Origin of the sequence: Demequina litoralis (genome assembly GCF_030418455.1) — a bacterium.
GTDB classification, from domain to species: Bacteria; Actinomycetota; Actinomycetes; order Actinomycetales; family Demequinaceae; genus Demequina; species Demequina litoralis.
In genome coordinates, this window is record NZ_JAUHPW010000007.1 from 149,882 (window position 1) to 166,565 (window position 16,684).

Annotated in this window: 15 protein-coding genes; 8 read left to right on the forward strand and 7 right to left on the reverse strand. The window is 72.9% G+C overall.

What is annotated here, in order from left to right; translation table 11 throughout:
- Window position 1: 1 nt before the first annotated feature.
- The 3 genes from QQX09_RS10380 (at window position 2) to QQX09_RS10390 (ending at window position 4,195) form a co-directional block, all read left to right on the forward strand.
- Window positions 2-2,743 (forward strand): glycoside hydrolase family 3 protein, encoded by a 2,742-nt coding sequence (locus tag QQX09_RS10380; RefSeq protein WP_301134314.1) that lies wholly within the window; start codon window positions 2-4, stop codon window positions 2,741-2,743.
- A gap of 65 nt (window positions 2,744-2,808) precedes the next feature.
- Window positions 2,809-3,837, forward strand: coding sequence for a CE1 family esterase (locus QQX09_RS10385; RefSeq protein WP_301134316.1), 1,029 nt, complete (start codon window positions 2,809-2,811; stop codon window positions 3,835-3,837).
- Window positions 3,838-3,898: 61 nt separating this feature from the next.
- The gene (locus QQX09_RS10390) at window positions 3,899-4,195 is read left to right on the forward strand and encodes a DUF202 domain-containing protein (protein ID WP_301134318.1); all 297 of its coding nucleotides are present in this window, start codon (window positions 3,899-3,901) and stop codon (window positions 4,193-4,195) included.
- Window positions 4,196-4,464: 269 nt separating this feature from the next.
- Here the strand turns inward: QQX09_RS10390 and gnd are convergent, their stop codons facing one another.
- The 3 genes from gnd to QQX09_RS10405 are packed head-to-tail and all read right to left on the reverse strand — an operon-like array spanning window position 4,465 to window position 7,851.
- Entirely contained in the window at window positions 4,465-5,487 is a 1,023-nt protein-coding gene (gene gnd / locus QQX09_RS10395) for a phosphogluconate dehydrogenase (NAD(+)-dependent, decarboxylating) (RefSeq protein ID WP_301134320.1), read from the reverse strand.
- Between the two features lies 1 nt (window position 5,488).
- Window positions 5,489-6,892 carry a glucose-6-phosphate dehydrogenase gene (gene zwf, locus QQX09_RS10400; RefSeq protein ID WP_301134323.1) on the reverse strand — a complete coding sequence of 468 codons (1,404 nt, stop codon included), beginning with the start codon at window positions 6,890-6,892 and terminating at the stop codon, window positions 5,489-5,491.
- Window positions 6,889-7,851, reverse strand: a complete 963-nt coding sequence (locus QQX09_RS10405; RefSeq protein ID WP_301134325.1) for an SDR family NAD(P)-dependent oxidoreductase — start codon at window positions 7,849-7,851, stop codon at window positions 6,889-6,891. The genes zwf and QQX09_RS10405 overlap by 4 nt, the downstream gene beginning before the upstream one ends.
- 98 nt (window positions 7,852-7,949) lie before the next feature.
- On the opposite strand from QQX09_RS10405, the gene tal reads away from it, so the two are divergent.
- The 4 genes from tal to QQX09_RS10425 all read left to right on the forward strand — a co-directional run bounded on the left by tal (window position 7,950) and on the right by QQX09_RS10425 (window position 11,942).
- Window positions 7,950-9,047, forward strand: coding sequence for a transaldolase (gene tal, locus QQX09_RS10410; protein ID WP_301134327.1), 1,098 nt, complete (start codon window positions 7,950-7,952; stop codon window positions 9,045-9,047).
- A complete protein-coding gene (locus tag QQX09_RS10415; protein ID WP_301134330.1) occupies window positions 9,044-9,553 on the forward strand; it encodes an O-acetyl-ADP-ribose deacetylase in 510 nt (169 codons plus the stop codon). Before tal ends, QQX09_RS10415 begins: the two co-directional genes overlap by 4 nt.
- An 11-nt stretch (window positions 9,554-9,564) precedes the next feature.
- Window positions 9,565-10,470, forward strand: a complete 906-nt coding sequence (locus tag QQX09_RS10420; protein WP_301134332.1) for a hypothetical protein — start codon at window positions 9,565-9,567, stop codon at window positions 10,468-10,470.
- Between the two features lie 152 nt (window positions 10,471-10,622).
- On the forward strand, window positions 10,623-11,942 hold the full coding sequence (locus QQX09_RS10425) for an HNH endonuclease (RefSeq protein ID WP_301134334.1): 1,320 nt from the start codon (window positions 10,623-10,625) through the stop codon (window positions 11,940-11,942).
- 20 nt (window positions 11,943-11,962) lie between these two features.
- Here the strand turns inward: QQX09_RS10425 and QQX09_RS10430 are convergent, their stop codons facing one another.
- Complete coding sequence (locus QQX09_RS10430) at window positions 11,963-12,952, reverse strand: zinc-binding alcohol dehydrogenase family protein (protein ID WP_301134336.1); 990 nt, start codon at window positions 12,950-12,952, stop codon at window positions 11,963-11,965.
- A gap of 276 nt (window positions 12,953-13,228) precedes the next feature.
- Window positions 13,229-14,284: an NAD-dependent epimerase/dehydratase family protein gene (locus tag QQX09_RS10435; protein ID WP_301134338.1), complete on the reverse strand. Its 1,056-nt coding sequence runs from the start codon at window positions 14,282-14,284 to the stop codon at window positions 13,229-13,231.
- 125 nt (window positions 14,285-14,409) lie between these two features.
- Here QQX09_RS10435 and QQX09_RS10440 point away from each other — a divergent pair, with 125 nt between their 5' ends.
- The gene (locus QQX09_RS10440; RefSeq protein ID WP_301134340.1) at window positions 14,410-15,123 is read left to right on the forward strand and encodes a hypothetical protein; all 714 of its coding nucleotides are present in this window, start codon (window positions 14,410-14,412) and stop codon (window positions 15,121-15,123) included.
- Window positions 15,124-15,129: 6 nt separating this feature from the next.
- Here QQX09_RS10440 and QQX09_RS10445 read toward each other — a convergent pair whose 3' ends face one another.
- Together QQX09_RS10445 and QQX09_RS10450 are read right to left on the reverse strand one after the other, a co-directional pair.
- Window positions 15,130-15,630: a GNAT family N-acetyltransferase gene (locus QQX09_RS10445; RefSeq protein ID WP_301134342.1), complete on the reverse strand. Its 501-nt coding sequence runs from the start codon at window positions 15,628-15,630 to the stop codon at window positions 15,130-15,132.
- Between the two features lie 38 nt (window positions 15,631-15,668).
- Window positions 15,669-16,649 (reverse strand): quinone oxidoreductase family protein, encoded by a 981-nt coding sequence (locus tag QQX09_RS10450; protein WP_301134344.1) that lies wholly within the window; start codon window positions 16,647-16,649, stop codon window positions 15,669-15,671.
- Window positions 16,650-16,684: the final 35 nt, after the last annotated feature.

Here is a 16,684-nt window from a genome sequence, read left to right on the forward strand (position 1 = left end):
CATGTCCCACCGGAAAGAGATCAAGCAGGAGGCCGTCGCGCGCGTCAAGGACGAGCGTGCGGCCAAGCGTGCCCGTCGCGACGAGCTCAAGGCGATGACGCCCGACGAGCGCACGGCGGCGAAGGCGGCGGACCGCACGGCGGCCCGCGACGCGAAGAAGGCGTCGAAGGACGAGCGCGCCGAGGTGCGCGCCACCATGAACCGTGCCGAGCGTCGCGCCCTCAAGCGGCGCGAGCGGGTCTACCGCAAGGTCAAGCACCGTCCCCGCCGCGCGGTCGGCTGGGGCGTCACCGCGGCCGCGGGCGTCGGCATCGTCGTGCTCGCGGCACCGTACGTCGGCGGTCTGTCGCGCGTCGCCTCGCTGACGTTCACCGACGACACCGCGGAGGCGGCCGCCGCCCGCGAGGCGGCGCTCGACGTCGCGGAGAGCATCTCCGACGAGGGCATGGTGCTGCTGAAGAACGACGGCGACGCGCTGCCGCTCGACGGCGGCGTCAACGTCTTCTCGTTCGCGTCCTTCAACCTCCGCCTCGGCGGCGGCGGCTCCGGCGGCACGAGCGTCGCCGGTGCGCCCACCCTGTTCGAGGCCCTCGAGGGGCAGGGGATCGCCTACAACGAGGACCTGTACGCGACGATGCAGGAGGCCGGTGCCCAGCACACCGAGGGCTCCAGCAACTTCCTCGTGCAGATCGCCGAGATGGCGACGGGCGCGGCGGGCACCGCCGAGCCCGCACCCGACTACCTCACCGACGACGTGATGGCGCAGGCCGCGGAGTTCTCCGACACCGCGATCGTCGTGCTCGGTGCGAGCGGCGGCGAGGGCTCGGACCTCTCGCCGGACCAGCTCCGCCTGACCGCCGAGGAGCGCGCGCTGCTCGACACCGTCACCGCGGCGCAGGACGACGTCATCGTCGTCGTCAACTCGGGCAACCAGATGGAGCTCGGCTTCCTCGACGAGTACCCCGAGATCACCGCCGCCGTGTGGATGGGGACCCCCGGCCCGCAGGGCGCCGTGTCGCTCGCCAAGGTGCTGAGCGGCGAGGTCAACCCCTCGGGCCGCCTCACCGACACGTACGCGTACGACGTCACGTCGGCCCCCGGCGTCGAGAACATGGGCGACCACGACTACACGAACGTGGGTCGCAGCTTCCTCGAGTACGAGGAGGGCATCTACGTCGGCTACCGCTACTACGAGACCCGGTACGCGGACGACGAGGCGGGCTACCTCGACACCGTCCAGTTCCCGTTCGGCCACGGCCTCGGCTACACCGACTTCGCGTGGGACGTGGCGGAGCCCGTCCTCGCCGACGAGAAGGTGACGGTCGACGTCACCGTGACCAACACCGGCGACGTCGCGGGCAAGGACGTCGTCCAGGTGTACTTCTCGGCGCCCTACACGGACGGCGGCATCGAGAAGTCGGCGATCGAGCTCGCCGGCTACGCCAAGACCGCGGAGCTCGCGCCCGGCGCGTCCGAGACCGTCACCGTCGAGTTCGCGGTGCAGGACATGGCGTCGTGGGACACCGAGGCCGGCCGCTACGTCCTCGAGGCGGGCGACTACGAGATCTCGGCGCGCCTCGATGTCCACACGCCCGTCGCATCGTCCACCACGACGGTCGCGAACGACGTCGCCTACGACGTGGACCCCGACACGGGCGTCGCGTACGAGAGCCGCTTCGACTACGTCGAGGGCGACCTGACCTACCTGTCGCGCGCCGACTGGGAGGGCACCTACCCGACGGCACCCGACGGCACCGAGGCCGCCTCCGACGAGGTCCTCGCGCTCATGGACCCCGTCATCGAGCCGGCCGAGGGCGACGCGCCCGCGTACGGCGCCGACAACGGCCTCGTCCTCGCGGACCTCGCGGGCCTCGACTACGACGACCCGGCCTGGGACGCATTCCTCGACCAGCTCACGCTGGACGAGCAGATCGAGCTGTTCTCGTACGGCGCGTACAAGACCGCCGAGGTCGAGCGCCTCGGCGTCCCGTCGATCACGATGCTCGACAGCCCCGCCGGTCTCAACTCGCTGTTCTCGGCGATCGACGCCGCGGCGTACCCGACCGAGATCGTGGTGGCGTCGACCTGGAACGACGAGCTCGCGTACGCGCTCGGCGAGTCCGTGGGACGCGAGGCCAGCGCCTACGGCGTCGAGGTCTGGTACGCCCCCGGCATGAACCTGCACCGCACGGCGCTGGGCGGCCGCGACTTCGAGTACTTCTCGGAGGACCCGCTCGTCAGCGGCAAGATGGCAGCCGCGGTCGTCTCCGGCTCGCAGGACCAGGGCGTGCCCACCACGATCAAGCACTTCGTGCTGAACGACCAGGAGGTCAACGCGCGCTCGGGCATCAACGTGTTCGCGTCCGAGCAGGCCCTGCGCGAGCTGTACCTGCAGCCCTTCGAGATCGCGGTCAAGGAGGCCGACGCGGCGGGCGCCATGAGCTCGTTCATCAACCTCGGCGGCTCGTGGGCCGGCGGCAACGAGGACCTGCTCCAGGGCGTCCTGCGCGGCGAGTGGGGCTTCGAGGGCTTCGTGTCCACCGACGCGGTGCTGGGCTCCTGGATGGACCCGCAGCTCGCGGCCCTCGGCGGCAACGACGTCATGCTCGCGGTGTTCCCGAGCGCCACGGTCAAGGCGACCGCGGCGGCGGCCGAGGCCGACCCGGTCGGCATGGGCCACGCCCTGCGCGACCGCGTCCACGCGCTGCTGTTCACCGTCGCGAAGACCCACGCCGTCGGCTGACGGCACGCACGGCGGGGCGACCCTCGAGCCGCCCCGCCGTTCCCTCCCCACGAGAAAGGTCGACGATGACCGTCCCTGACACCACCGTCTCCGCGGCGCCCGAGAGTGCCCGGCCCCGCCGTCCCCGCTGGAAGCGGGCCCTCGCGATCACCGGCGCAGTTCTCGGCGGGCTCGTGCTCGTGCTGGGCGGGCTCGCCGCCTGGTTCCTGTACGCGCCCTCGGCCGACGAGCCCGAGCTCGCCGCCACCGTCGAGCGCCGCACGCTCGAGGTCGACGGCATGACCCGCGAGTACGTCGCGGTCGTGCCCGACGACCTGCCCGCCGACGCACCCATCGTGCTCGCGTTCCACGGCTCCCGCATGGACGCCGAGGGCCTGCGCGGCGCGAGCGGCTACCGCTTCGACGAGCTCGCCGTCGAGCGCGGCTTCGTCGCCGTCTACCCCGAGGGCTTCAAGCAGACGTGGCACGACTGCCGCGCGAGCACGCCGTACCCCGCGCGCATCAGGGACGTCGACGACGTCGCCTTCGCACGGGCCGTGGTGGCCGACGTCGCCGCACTCGACGGTGCCGGCGCGGACATGGTGTTCGCGACCGGCCTGTCCAACGGCGGCCACATGTCGATCCGTCTCGCGGAGGAGGCGCCGGACCTGGTCCAGGGCATCGCGCCGTTCGCGGCGGCGTACCCGGCGCCCTCGAACAACGAGTGCGAGGCCTCGGGCGCGGCGGTGCCGACCATGCTCGTGCTCGGCTCGGACGACCCCATCAACCCGTTCGAGGGCGGCGAGGCCGGCGGCTTCGCGGGCAGCCTCGGCCAGGTGCTGTCGGCGGAGGAGAGCGCCGCGTTCGTCGCGGAGCGCAACGGCCTCAGCATGACGCCGCAGGTCGCGGCCTTCGCGAACACCGACGCCGCGGGAGCCAGCGACGTCACGGTCACCGCGTACGACGGCGCGGCCCCCGTGCTGCTGTTCTCGGTCGACGGCGGCGGGCACGTGGTCCCCAACCCCGTCTACGCGCAGCCGCGCATCATGGGCGGCACCACGGAGTTCCTCGACGGCCCGCAGGCCGCCGTGGACTTCTTCCTCGGCGCCGCCTGACGCCGCGGGGGCGGCCGGGGTGCGCGATGCCCCGGCCGCCGCCCCGGAGTAGCGTCGAGGAGTGGACGCCGCGCGCACCTTCCTGGCGTGGATCCGCACGGCGGTCGGGCTGCTGATCACCGCGCTGCTGCTCGTCGCGCTCGACGTGCCGATCGATGAGGGCTGGCGGCTGGGAGCGGCGGGGCTGGTGCTCCTGCTGGCGATCGCGGCGGCGGCCCAGGGCTGGTTCTCGTGGCGCACCCACGCCCGCCCGCCCGGCAACGGCGAGGCGGCGCCCGACCTCCGCATCGGATCGTGGCTCACCTGGGGCGTGGTCGCGGCCGGCCTGCTCCTGCTCGTCGGCTGGGTCATGACCTGAGCCGTCGCGGGTGCCCGGGTGCGATCAGCGAGGGCGTGCCGCCATCGTTCCCCGATGCTCGCCGACTTCATGAATCTCGCGGAGGGCGCGCAGTGGAACCCGCCGCCAGGCGCACGATGCGCGCGCGAACGCGCACGCTGCGCACGCATCGTGCGTGCGGACGGGCCCGGCATGAGGTGGGCCCCGCCTCTTCCGTCGCTTCGTGCATGAATTCGGCGAGCGTCGTGGAGGCGTGGAGGCGTGCGTGCCGAGCCTCGGGCGCCCCTCGGCTACTCGCCGGTGGGCTTCTCCTCGTGGCCGCCGAAGCCCTTGCGCATCGCGGACAGGGTCTTCTGCGCGTAGTCGTCGAGGTCCCGCGACGCGAACCGGCTGTAGAGCGCGGTGGTGAGCACCGGGGTCGGCACGCCCTCGTCGATCGCCGCGATCGACGTCCAGCGGCCCTCGCCCGAGTCCGCCACGTGGCCGGAGAAGGAATCGAGGTTCGGATCCTCGTGCAGCGCCTGCGCCGTGAGATCCAGCAGCCACGAGCCGATCACCGAGCCGCGCCGCCACACCTCCGCGACCGCGGCCGTGTCGACGTCGTAGCGGTAGAACTCGGGGTGGGCGAGGGGCGCGGTCTCCGCGTCCGCCGTGCGCTCGACCCCGCCGACGTTCGCGTTGCGCAGCACGTTGAGCCCCTCCGCGTACGCCGCCATGAGGCCGTACTCGATGCCGTTGTGGACCATCTTGACGAAGTGGCCCGCGCCGGTCGGGCCGCAGTGCAGCCAGCCCTCCTCGCCGGGCGCGGGGTCGCCCGCGTGGCCCGGGGTGCGAGGGGCCGCGTCGATGCCCGGCGCGATCGTCCGCCAGATCGGCGCGAGCCGGGCGACCACCGCATCGTCCCCGCCGACCATGAGGCAGAAGCCTCGCTCGAGCCCGTGGACGCCGCCCGACGTGCCCACGTCGACCAGCGCGATGCCCTGGTCCTTGAGCGCGGCGGCGTGCGCGATGTCGTCGCGGTAGTACGAGTTGCCGCCGTCGATGATGGTGTCGCCGGGCTCGAGCACCGCGGCGAGCGACGTGATCACCTGCTGCGTGATCGCGCCGGCGGGCACCATCACCCACACGGCCCGGGGCGCGTCGAGCGTCTCGGCGAAGCCCGCGAGCTCGGGCACCGCGACGGCGCCCTCCGCGGCGAGCGCGTCGATGGCGGCGGGGGAGACGTCGTGGACGGCGACCGTATGGCCGTCGCGGATCAGCCTGCGCGTGAGCCCGGCGCCCATGCGCCCGAGCCCGATCATGCCCAGCTGCATGTCATTTCCTTCCGTTCGAATCCCGCAGGGACGGGTCGTGCCACGGGCCGTCGGCGCCGATGAGCGTGTCCGCCTCGGTGGGGCCCCAGGTGCCGGGGGCGTAGCGGATCGCGGGGGCGTGGTCGGTGAGGATCGCGTCGACGACGCGCCACGCGGCCTCGACCGAGTCCTCCGAGGTGAACAACGCGCGGTCGCCCTGGATCGCGTCGCCGAGCAGCCTCTCGTACGGCTCGCGCGCCGCCGTGTCGCCCGTCGCCGCGACCAGCTCGCGCTGCTCGCCGACGAACTCCTCGCCCGGGGTCTTGACGCGCGCGCCGAGCGCGATCTCCGGGTCTGGCTTGAGGCGGAAGCGCAGGTGGTTGGGGTGCTGCGCCATCATCGCGTCGTCGAAGAGCGCCTGCGGCGGCTTCTTGAACTCGACCACGACCTCGTGCGCCGTGACCGGCATGTTCTTGCCCGTGCGCAGGTACCAGGGCACCCCGGCCCACCGCCACGAGTCGATGAACAGCCGCACCGCGGCGAAGGTCTCGACGTCGGAGCCACGCGCCACGCCGGGCTCGTCGCGGTAGCCCTCGAACTGGCCGCGCACGATGTCGTTCCTGGTGAGCGGGCGGATCGCGCGGAACACGTTGGCCTTCGCCTCGTGCACCGCGCCGTAGCCCTGGTACGCGGGCGGCTCCATGGCGAGCAGCGCCACGATCTGCAGCATGTGGTTCTCGAGCACGTCGCGCAGCGCGCCCGCGGACTCGTAGAACGAGCCCCGCCCCTGCACGCCGAAGTCCTCGGCGATGGTGATCTGGACGCTGGCGACGTGCTGGCGGTTCCACACGGGCTCGAGGAACGAGTTCGCGAAGCGGAAGTAGAGGAGGTTCATGATCTCCTCCTTGCCGAGGTAGTGGTCGATGCGGAACACCGACTCCTCGGGGAAGGCCTCGCGCACCACCGCGTCGAGCTCCTGAGCCGAGGCGAGGTCCCGTCCGAACGGCTTCTCGACGACCACCCGCGCGTGCCGGTTGAGGCCCGCGCGGGCGAGACCCTCGACCACGGTCGCGAACATCACCGGCGGGATCGCGAGGTAGTGCACGGGACGATGCGCGTCCCCCACGGACTCCTTGAGCGCGTCGAAGGTCGCGGCGTCGCGGTAGTCGCCGTCGACGTAGCGCAGGAGGCCGAGCAGCCTCTCGAGGGCGTCCTCGTCGACCTCCGGGACCGCGGCCTCGACCGACTCGCGCGCGCGCCGGCGCAGGTCGTCGATGCCCCACTGCGAGAAGGCCACGCCGACGACGGGTACGTGGAGCTCGTCGGCCACCACCATCCCGTAGAGCGAGGGGAAGATCATCTTGCGCGCGAGGTCGCCCGTCGCGCCGAAGAAGACGAGGACGTCCGAGGGCTCGGTGCGGTTCACGGGGTGGCCTCCTTCGCGCGGGCGGCAGCCGCGGCCGCCTCGACGTCCATGCGCGCGCCGGTCAGCGCGATCGAGGCCTCCCACAGCCCGGGGATGCCGGCCTCGATGAGGCCGCGCCTCAGCAGCATCTTGCGGGTCGGGGGGCCGGACAGCCCCAATCGGGGTCCCCACAGCGTGCCGCCGCGCGCGTGCGGGTCGGTGGCGGCGCGCAGCTGGGGGAGCACCCCCTGCTCGGGCGGCATGCCGCGCTGCTCCGCGTAGGCCTCCCAGAACGGGCCCTGCCTGCCTCCGCCGCCCTCGCGCACCGTGCGCTTCTGCAGGTCCGTGTGCGAGATGCCCGGGTGCGCGCAGAGGGCCCGGGCGGGCGTGCCCGCGGCGCGCAGCGCATCGTCCAACCCGAGCGCCGTCTGCAGCGCGGCGAGCTTGGACTGCCCGTAGGCGCGCCAGTCGTCGTACTCGCCCTCGAGGTGCGGATTGGCGGGGTCGAGCGGCGTCGCGTTGAGGCGCGCGATCGAGGTGAGGGTGACGATGCGCGCCGCGGGGGCCGCGACCAGGCTCGGCAGCAGCCGCGAGACGAGCGTCCAGTGGCCCAGGTGGTTGACGGCGAGCTGGGTCTCGAAGCCGTCCTCCGTGCGGCGCTCGGGCATGGCCATGACACCCGCGTTGGCCAGCAGGATGTCGACGACCGGGTGCGCGGACGCGATCGCCTCCGCGGCCTCGCGGACGCTCGCCTGCGAGGAGAGGTCGACCGGGACCGTCTCGAGCGAGGCTCCCGGGACCTCGGCGAGGACTGCGGCCCGCGCATCGTCCGTCTTGGCGGGGTCGCGCGCGGCCATCACGACGTGCGCGCCGCGGCGCGCCAGCGCGAGGGTCGAGGCGAGCCCGAGCCCGCCGTTCGCGCCCGTGATGACGGCGACGCGTCCGGTCAGGTCGGGAATGTCGTCGGCGGTCCAGCTCATGCGTGCTCCCTCGTGTCTCCCCACAGGCCAACCTAGAACGAGGTGCGCATGTTCCGCCGGGCGACCTAGGGTGGGCGGAGGGGACGAGGGAGGCCACCATGACCGCGTTGCACCTGCTCTCCGCCGCCGGCGTGTCCGTGTGGCTCGACGACCTGAGCCGCGACCGGCTCGCCTCGGGCTCGCTGGCGGACGACATCCATGCGCTGTCGCTGGCGGGCGTCACCACCAACCCGTCGATCTTCCAGGCCGCGGTCGCGGGCTCGTCGCAGTACGACGCGATGCTGTCGGCCCTGGCCGCGCGCGGAGCCACCGCCGAGGAGGCCGTGCGCGAGCTCACCACGGCGGACGTGCGCGACGCGTGCGACGTGTTCCACCACGTCTACCAGCGGACTCACGGCGTGGACGGGCGGGTGTCGATCGAGGTGGATCCGCGCCTCGCCCACGACTCGATCGGCACCATCGAGCAGGCCCGCGAGCTGTGGGACGAGGTCGGGCGCGACAACCTCATGATCAAGATCCCGGCGACCGTCGAGGGGCTGCCCGCCATCACGACCGCGCTCGCCGAGGGCATCTCCGTCAACGTCACGCTGATCTTCTCGCTCGCCCGCTACCGGGCCGTCGTCGACGCGTTCCTGTCCGGAGTCGAGGGCGCGGTGGCGGCGGGGCGCGACGTGTCGCGCCTGGGATCCGTCGCCTCGTTCTTCGTCAGCCGCGTCGACACCGAGGTCGACAGGCGGCTGCGCGCCACGGGTCAGGACTCGGGGCTGTGCGGGATCGCGGCGATCGCCAACGCGCGCCTCGCGTACGAGCAGCACGAGCACATCCTCACGACGCAGCGGTGGGCGGCGCTCGCAGAGAAGGGCGCGCGGCCGCAGCGGCCGCTGTGGGCGTCGACCTCGGTGAAGGACCCCGCCTACCCCGACACGATGTACGTCGACGAGCTCGTCGCGCCGGGCGTGGTCAACACGATGCCCGAGGCGACGCTGCGGGCGTTCCAGGACCACGGCGAGGCGCACGAGCGCGGGTGGAACACCATCGAGGGGACGTACCACGAGGCGCAGTCGGCGTTCGGGCACCTCGAGAAGGCCGGGATCGACATGGACGACGTGACCGCGCAGCTCGAGCGCGAGGGCGTGGAGAAGTTCATCGCGTCGTGGGAGGACCTGCTCGCGACCGTGGGCAAGGCGCTCGCGTGACGGCCGTGCTGTCGGTGCGCCGCGCCGACATCACCACGCTGGCCGTCGACGCGATCGTCAACGCCGCCAACTCCTCGCTCCTGGGCGGCGGGGGAGTCGACGGCGCGATCCACCGCGCCGCCGGGCCCGGGCTGCTCGAGGAGTGCATGGGGCTGCGCGGGTGCGCGGTCGGGTCCGCGAAGATCACCGGCGGTCACGCGCTGCCGGCCAGGCACGTCATCCACGCGGTCGGACCGGTATGGCACGGCGGCGACCAGGGCGAGGAGGCGCGGCTCGCCTCCGCCTATGCGACGTGCGTGGCGCTCGCCCAGGAGCACGGCTGCCGGTCGATCGCGTTCCCGTCGATCTCGACCGGGGCCTTCGCGTACCCGGCCGAGGAAGCCGCGCGCGTCGCGGTGCGCGCGGTGGGCCGGGCGCTCGCCTCCGCGCCCGGCGTCGAGGAGGTGATCTTCTGCGTCTTCTCCGACGCCGATCTCGCCATCTACCGGGGACTTCTCGGGCGGTAGGGTGCGTCGTCATGAGGGTGCTCCGGGGTGCGGCCGTCGCCGAGGCGAGTCGGTGGTTGCGGGGCCGCGCCGGTGCGTGGGCGACGGTCGGCGGCGTGGTCGGCCTCGGGTTCGAGGCGTACGCCCGCATCCTCCACCCGGTGCCCGCGCGACGGCTTTCCTGGGACGACCCCGGCACCGGCATGGTCCCGCGCGTCGTCGAGGAGCGCGAGTGGTCGTGGGCCGAGGTGGCGGCCGCCGTCGGCGGGGTGATGCACCCGCTGGTGCAGTGGTACGCCCTGACCGGCGACGACGAGGTCGTCCAGCTGGACGACGGCTGGGAGGTCGGCCAGACCCGCGACGGCTGGCTCGACCCGCGCCTCTGGGCGGCGCTGGTGCCGCACCTGCTGCCGCATCCGCGGCCGGCGGGGTCGGCGGCTCCCGCTGAGGTGACCCTCGGGATCTGGTCGGGCTGGGGAGAGCTGCACCCCGGCGGGCGGCACGTGGTCGTCGCGACCCGCGGGGACGATGCGGCGGCGGGGGTGGTCCCCGACCTCCCGCGGCTCTCCCCGGACGTGGTCGAGGCGATCGCGCGCGGCGACGTCGCCGACGTGCCCGGATTCGAGGGGACGGGGCGCGAGTACCTGATGCTGGCGGGCAGGCTGTCCGAGCTGGCCGACCCCGACTGGGGTTTCGAGGCGGGCATCGGCTGGTGGGGGTCGTTCCGCGAGCCGGCGCCCCAGTTCGCGTGGCCGGCCGACCGCGCCTGGGCCGTCGCGACCGAGATCGACCTCGACTCGACCCTCGTGGCGGGGTCGCGCGCCTTGGTGGACGCGGTGCTCGCCGATCCGGTCTTCGAGGCCTTCGCGGTGGGCCCGACCGATCCGGTCGGGCTCGACGGCGACACGGTGAACCGGTCCGGTCCCGGGGTGGGCTGAGCGGTCGGCGCCCGGTGGTTTCCGCATCGTCCCTGGTGGGCTGGGCGGTGGGGTGATGTCCCCAGCCCCTCGCTCGCGAAGAGTTATCCTTCCTGGTATTCCTGTGGATTCCTAGGCGTCTCGTTGTCGGACCTGCGTGGTGGAGTGGTGTCATGACGTTCTCCACGGCTCGTCTGACCACGGCGATGGCGGCGCTGCGCCATTTCGATGGTGCGGATGTCGACGCGCTGGGCGAGAGGGAGTTCGCGCTGTTCCAGGAGTGTGTGGCGTCGGTGTACCGGCATGCGGGGGTGGTGGCCGCTGACGCGGCGGCCGCGGTGCAGCGTCGTTCGGCGCGCGAGCGGGGTGCGAACGGGTGGGCACGTCGCCACGGGCATGCGCACGCGCGCCGCAAGGTCGCCGAGGACCTCGGTATCGGTGAGGGTGAGGCGCAGAAGCTCATCGATGCGGGCGATGCCGCGAAGAAGGAACGGTATCCGCTGATCGCGGCCGCGCATGCCGAGGGGCGCATCGGTGCGGGCGCGGTGGCGGTGCTGACCGAGACGCTCGACGCGTTGGTCGACGTCGCCGCGCTTCCCGAAGGCCTCGAGGCGCGCCTGGTGGTCAAGGCCGAACGGTTGTCGCTGCGGGAGCTGCGGCGGGCATGCGAGCAGCTGCGGGCCCGCCTGGATCGGGAGGCGCTGGCGGCCAAGGAACGGCGCCACCGTCAGCAGCGTTCGCTGGTGGTGTCGCGTGACGGCGATGGCATGACCCGGCTGTCGGCGCGTCTTGATGCGGCGTCGGCGGCGCCGATCGTGGCGTGGCTCGACGCCCAGGTCAAGGACGGCTTCCAGCGTCGCAACGACGATCCCGCGCTGGCCAAGGCGGACCGGCGCAGCGCGCCTCAGATGCGGGTCGACGCGCTGGTCACGCTCGCCCAGCATGGGCTGGGATGCGACGCGCCGGGCACGGGCGTGCGCACCGAGGTCATCATCCGCATCGACAAGACCGACCTCGAGGACGACCTGGCCCTCGGCTCGTGCGACTCGCTTCCCGGACCCATCACCGTGGGCACGATGCGGCTGATGGCCGTGGACGCCCGGATCCTGCCGGTGGTGATGGGGGGCGACTCGGTGCCGCTGGACTGGGGCCGTGCACGACGCCTGTACACCGCCGATCAGCGCAAGGCCCTCATCGAGCGTGACGGCGGCTGCGCGTGGTGCCTGGCACCACCGACCTGGTGCATCGTGCACCACTCCCGGTATTGGCGTGACGGCGGACGGACCGACCTCGAGGACGGGGTGCCGTTGTGCACGGGATGCCACGTGCGCCTCCACACCACCGACTGGGAGCTCGAGATGCGCGACGGCAGACCCTGGTTCATCCCACCGGCCTCCATCGACCCCACCCGCACCCCCATCCAAGGCGGCACCGCCAGGCTCCACATCGACACCGACGACGAACCACACCACGACGAACCCGACGCCGCATGACCAAGGAAGAGCTCCGCCCTCTACCGGTGCACGACGACCTTGCCGATCATCGACGAGGACTCGACCCGCCGGTGCGCCTCCCGCATGTTCGCTGCGGTGAAGCCCTCGAGGAGCTCGTTCGCCGTGGTGCGGATCAGGCCCCGCTCGGCGAGGTGGGCGACCTCCGCGAGGTACTCGCCCTGGACCCCGAGATCCGCGGCGCCGTGCAGGGCCCGCGCGAACATGTACTCGAGGTGAAGCGACATCGACTTCGACTTGAGCGGCGTGACGTCCTCGAAGCCGCCGTCGATCGCGACCACCCGCGAGAACGGCCTGCCGACCGCGGCGTAGACGCCGATGTTCCCCGGGGTGAACGCCGAGAAGATGTGGTCGACCCCCTCGGGGGCGGCCTCGCGCACCGACGCCTCGAGGGTCCGATGGTCGACGATCGCGTCCGCGCCCATCTCGCTCGCCCACTCCGCCGAGGCCTCGCGGCCCGCCGTGGCGAGCACACGCAGGCCCGTGGTCGCCTTGGCGAGCTGGATCGCGGCCGACCCGACCCCGCCCGCGCCGCCGACCATGAGGAGCGTGCCGGTCGATCGCGGGTCGAGGCCCAGGTGGTCGCGGAACGCCTCGAGCGCGGTGAGGGACGTGAGGGGGAGCGCGGCGGCCTCCGCGAACGACCATGTCGACGGCATGTGAGCGACGATCCGATGGTCGACCGCCTGGTAGTCGGCGTTCGCTCCGGCGCGGCCGATGTCCCCGGCCCACCACACGTGGTCGCCGGGCGCGAAGCCGGGAGCCTCGGCGCCCACCGCCTCGACCACGCCCGCGCCGTCGTAGCCGAGCACGCGCGGCGAGTCTGGCGTCGACCGCGAGACCCGCACCTTGACGTCGACGGGGTTGACGGAGACGGCCTCGACGCGGACGAGGAGGTCGAGCGGGCCGTGGTCGGGCATCGGGAGCTCGACGTCGACGAGCGCCTCGTGGCTCTCGATCGGGAGCCCGGCGAAGGCGGCGATGGCGTGCATGGCGATCCCTTCTCGCCCTTCGACACTACGCCCGCGCGGGCCCTCAGCCCCCGACGATCGCGCTCACGATCCCCACCAGCGAGAAGGCCGCGCCCGCGATGGCGAAGGCGCGCGTGGGGGCGTGGCGGATGTTGAGGAGGTAGCTCGCCACCGCGAGCAGCAGCGCGACCCATGCGAGCGTCGGGACCGTGAGCCCGACGACGCCCAGCGCGGTCGACGCGATGGCCAGCGGGAACGCGACCTCGGGATCGCGTCCCTTCCGGGGAGGGTCCTCGCTCAGCGCCCCACCTCGGCCCGGACGCGGTCGAGCGCGTCGCGGTAGATGCGGGCCACCGCGTCGAGCATCGCGTTCGCGTCGTCGTTCACCCGCTGCCGCGCCGGGTCGGCCTCGAACCACGCGATCGCCTCGGCGACCCCCTGTGAGAACGGGACCCGCGCCTCCCAGCCGGGCACGAGCCGGCGGATCTTGGACGTGTCGTAGACCGCCGGGTGCATCTTGTCGCCGTACAGGGAGCCCGCCTCCGACGGCCGCGCCGCCACGAGCGCGTCGGACGGCACGCACACCGCCTGCGCCGCGAACTGCTCGTCCGTGAGCCCCGCGGCGCGCGCGATCTCGGCGTGGATCCCTCGCCAGGTGAGAGCCTCGTCCGACGTGATGTGGACCGCCTCGCCCAGCGCCGCATCGTTCCCCAGGAGCCCGAGCATGCCTGCCGCCACGTCGGAGGCGTGGGTGAGCGTCCACAGCGATGTGCCGTCGCCCGGGATCACGATGTCCGCGCCCCTGCGCATGCGGTCGACCAGGGTCCACGGGTGCGAGCTGTTGCCCGTGTAGCCGGGGATCTTCGAGGCGCCGTACGTGTGAGCCGGACGCACCACGGTCCACCCGAGGCCCGCAGCCGCCGCGCGCCCCCTCAGCACCGCCTCGCTCGCGGCCTTGAGCCGCGCGTACTCCCAGTGGAGGTTCTCCTGCTCCGTGTCCTCCGTGAGGGGGTGAAGCCTGTCGAAGGTCCGGTACGCCGCCGAGGTCGCCACCAGAACGTACTGGTCGGTCAGCGGCGCGAACGTCTCCACGTCCGCGGCGACATGCTCGGGGGTGAAGGCGATGAACTGCACCACCGCGTCGAAGCGTTCGCCCCGGAGCCTCATGCCGTGCAGCGCCTCCCGCAGGGACGATGCGTCGGTCGCGTCCGCGTGGATCGAGGCCGTGCCCGGGGGAGCGGCGAGGGTCGAGCGCCCCCGCGTGACGAGGGTGAGGTGGTGGCCCGCCGCGGCGGCCTGGGAGGCGAGCTCGGACGAGATCAGGCCCGTACCTCCGACGATGAGGATGCGCATGCCCCGAGCCTAGGACGTGGCCCCGGAGCCCGCGTCCGAGCGTCCGCCGGGCCGCCTCGAAAGTCGTGGGATATGTCCCTTTTGCACGGGTGCCGTTCCCGCGACCGGGGGAGTACCGTGGCTCCATGGTCGAGGACCTGGTGCCGAATCTGAGGGCGGCGCTTGGGGGGATCCTCCCGGCCGGCTGGAGGGACGCCGCGCCGTGGGGTTATCCCGCTCAGAGCGAGCTTGCCCTCATCACGGGCGTGTTCGCGTCGCAGCTGCCCGAGCAGGCGGTGGCGGACATCGCCGACACGGTCATGCGCCGCCGTCCCGGCAGCAGCCTCGACAACCTCGTCGAGCTCGCCGCGATCGACGCGGTCGACCTGCGCGGCATCATCGGCGACCGCTGGGGCGACTCCACCGTGCTCGGCGTCCCGCGCCGACGCGCCGACGTCATCCACGAGGCCGCCCGCCTCCTCACCCACTCGGGTGTGCGCACCGCCTTCGACATGCAGGACGCGATCCGCACCCGCACCGACGAGGTCTCCCGGCTGCTGCTGTCGATCCGCGGGCTCGGCCCCGGCACCTGGGCGTGCATCGCCTTCATGGTGCACGCGCCCATCCCGCCCAACGACGACGTCGTGGCGCTCGTGAAGGAGTCGCTCGCCGGAGGGCCGCCCGCCGAGGATCCGCTCGAGCGTGCCGAGACGATCGAGGCGCTCGACCGCTCCGCCGTGGGCGACCTCATCCGCCGCACGGCGCACCGCCTCGGCTCCGACGAGCGGGTGCTGAGCTACGGCCTCCACCGCGTCGCGGACGAGCGCGCCCGCCAGGCGAGCGTCTTCATCGCGAAGTAGGGATCCTCAGTAGACCGCGCGCGCCAGCAGCGCGACGAGCACCGCGCCGCCGCGCGTGCGCTGCTCGGCCACCCGCTGGAAGCCCAGGTGCTCGTGGAAGGTCACCGAGCCGGGGTTGGGCGGGTCGAGCTGCACCTCGGTGGTCACCTCGCTCGCCCCACGCTCGCGTGCCCTCTCGAACACGGACTCGTACAGCGCGCGCCCGACGCCCGTGCCCTTCGCCGACGGCGCCACCACGATCCGGTCGATGTACTGGTGGCGCACCCCGCGCGTCTCGAACCAGCGATAGTTCTCGGACTCGTACGGCTGACCCATCCCCAGGCTCAGGAGGAAGGCGATGACCTCGCGGTCGCGGTTGGTCGCCACGAGCGCGACGTCGCACATGCCGTGCAGCGCCGCGAGCTCCTGCTCCTCCAGCAGGTTCACCGCCGGCGACGCGCCCGCGTTCAGCGCGGTGACCGCCGGGATGTCGGCGGCGCGCATGACGCGCAGGCGGAGGTTCTGCATGGGCACATTGTGCCTGGTCGATGTGTCGGGAATGTGTCCTACGGGTGCAGCAGGAGCTTGCCCGAGGTGGTGCGCGACTCGAGCGCCCGATGCGCCTCCGCCGCCTCCTCGAGCGCATACCCGTGGTCGATCCGCACGCTGAGGTCGCCCAGCAGGATCCCGTGGAAGATGTCGCTCGCCCGCCACTCGCGCTCCTCGGCGTCGGCCGTGAAGTCGCCCAGGGTGGGCCGGCTCAGCATCACCGAGCCTGCCGAGTTCAGCCGCTGCGGGTCCACCGGCTCCACAGGGCCCGAGGCGGCACCGAACAGCACCATCGAGCCGCGCCGGCGCACCGACGCGAGCGAGCCGTCGAACGTGGTGCGGCCCACGCCGTCGTACACCGCGGCGACGCCCTCGGGGACGATGCGGCGGACGGCCGCGGGAAGATCGTGGGCGAGGTCCTCCATGAGGTCGTAGCGCAGCACGTGCGAGGCGCCCGCCTGCGCCGCGATGCGCTCCTTGCCCTCCGCGCCGACCGTGCCGATGACGGTCGCGCCGCGCGCGACCGCGAGCTGCGTGAGCAGCAGGCCCACGCCGCCCGCGGCGGCGTGCACCAGCACGGTGTCGCCCGGCATCACGGGGTAGGAGGACGTCACGAGGTAGTGGGCGGTGAGGCCCTGGAGCATCGCGGCGGCTGCCATGTCGAGCTCCACGTCCTCGGGGACGCGGTAGAGGTCCGTGACCGGGACGCTGAGGTACTCGGCGTACGAGCCCTGCGTGAAGGCCCACGCGACGCCCTCGCCCTCGACGAAGTCCTCGACGCCCTCGCCCACCTCGACGATCTGGCCGGCGCCCTCCTTGCCGGGGATGAACGGCATCTCCATGGGGTAGAGGCCCGACCGCTGGTACGTGTCGATGAAGTTCACGCCCGCCGCCTCGACCCGCACCACGACGTGCCCGGGCGCGGCGATCGGACGCTCGAGCTCGACCAGCTCGAGCACCTCCGGACCACCGGGCCGCGCCACCTGGATCGCTCTCACATCACGCATGGTACGTCGTGCTACACAGTCTCATG

What these genes read in the sequence shown, in the direction of transcription:
- QQX09_RS10440 (WP_301134340.1), top strand. Translation starts at nt 14,410, where the DNA reads ATGGTCGAGGACCTGGTGCCGAATCTGAGGGCGGCGCTTGGGGGGATC.
- QQX09_RS10420 (WP_301134332.1), top strand. Translation starts at nt 9,565, where the DNA reads ATGAGGGTGCTCCGGGGTGCGGCCGTCGCCGAGGCGAGTCGGTGGTTG.
- QQX09_RS10445 (WP_301134342.1), bottom strand. Translation starts at nt 15,630, where the DNA reads ATGCAGAACCTCCGCCTGCGCGTCATGCGCGCCGCCGACATCCCGGCG.
- QQX09_RS10435 (WP_301134338.1), bottom strand. Translation starts at nt 14,284, where the DNA reads ATGCGCATCCTCATCGTCGGAGGTACGGGCCTGATCTCGTCCGAGCTC.
- QQX09_RS10405 (WP_301134325.1), bottom strand. Translation starts at nt 7,851, where the DNA reads ATGAGCTGGACCGCCGACGACATTCCCGACCTGACCGGACGCGTCGCC.
- QQX09_RS10385 (WP_301134316.1), top strand. Translation starts at nt 2,809, where the DNA reads ATGACCGTCCCTGACACCACCGTCTCCGCGGCGCCCGAGAGTGCCCGG.
- QQX09_RS10380 (WP_301134314.1), top strand. Translation starts at nt 2, where the DNA reads ATGTCCCACCGGAAAGAGATCAAGCAGGAGGCCGTCGCGCGCGTCAAG.
- QQX09_RS10430 (WP_301134336.1), bottom strand. Translation starts at nt 12,952, where the DNA reads ATGCACGCCATCGCCGCCTTCGCCGGGCTCCCGATCGAGAGCCACGAG.
- gnd (WP_301134320.1), bottom strand. Translation starts at nt 5,487, where the DNA reads ATGCAGCTGGGCATGATCGGGCTCGGGCGCATGGGCGCCGGGCTCACG.
- QQX09_RS10425 (WP_301134334.1), top strand. Translation starts at nt 10,623, where the DNA reads ATGACGTTCTCCACGGCTCGTCTGACCACGGCGATGGCGGCGCTGCGC.
- tal (WP_301134327.1), top strand. Translation starts at nt 7,950, where the DNA reads ATGACCGCGTTGCACCTGCTCTCCGCCGCCGGCGTGTCCGTGTGGCTC.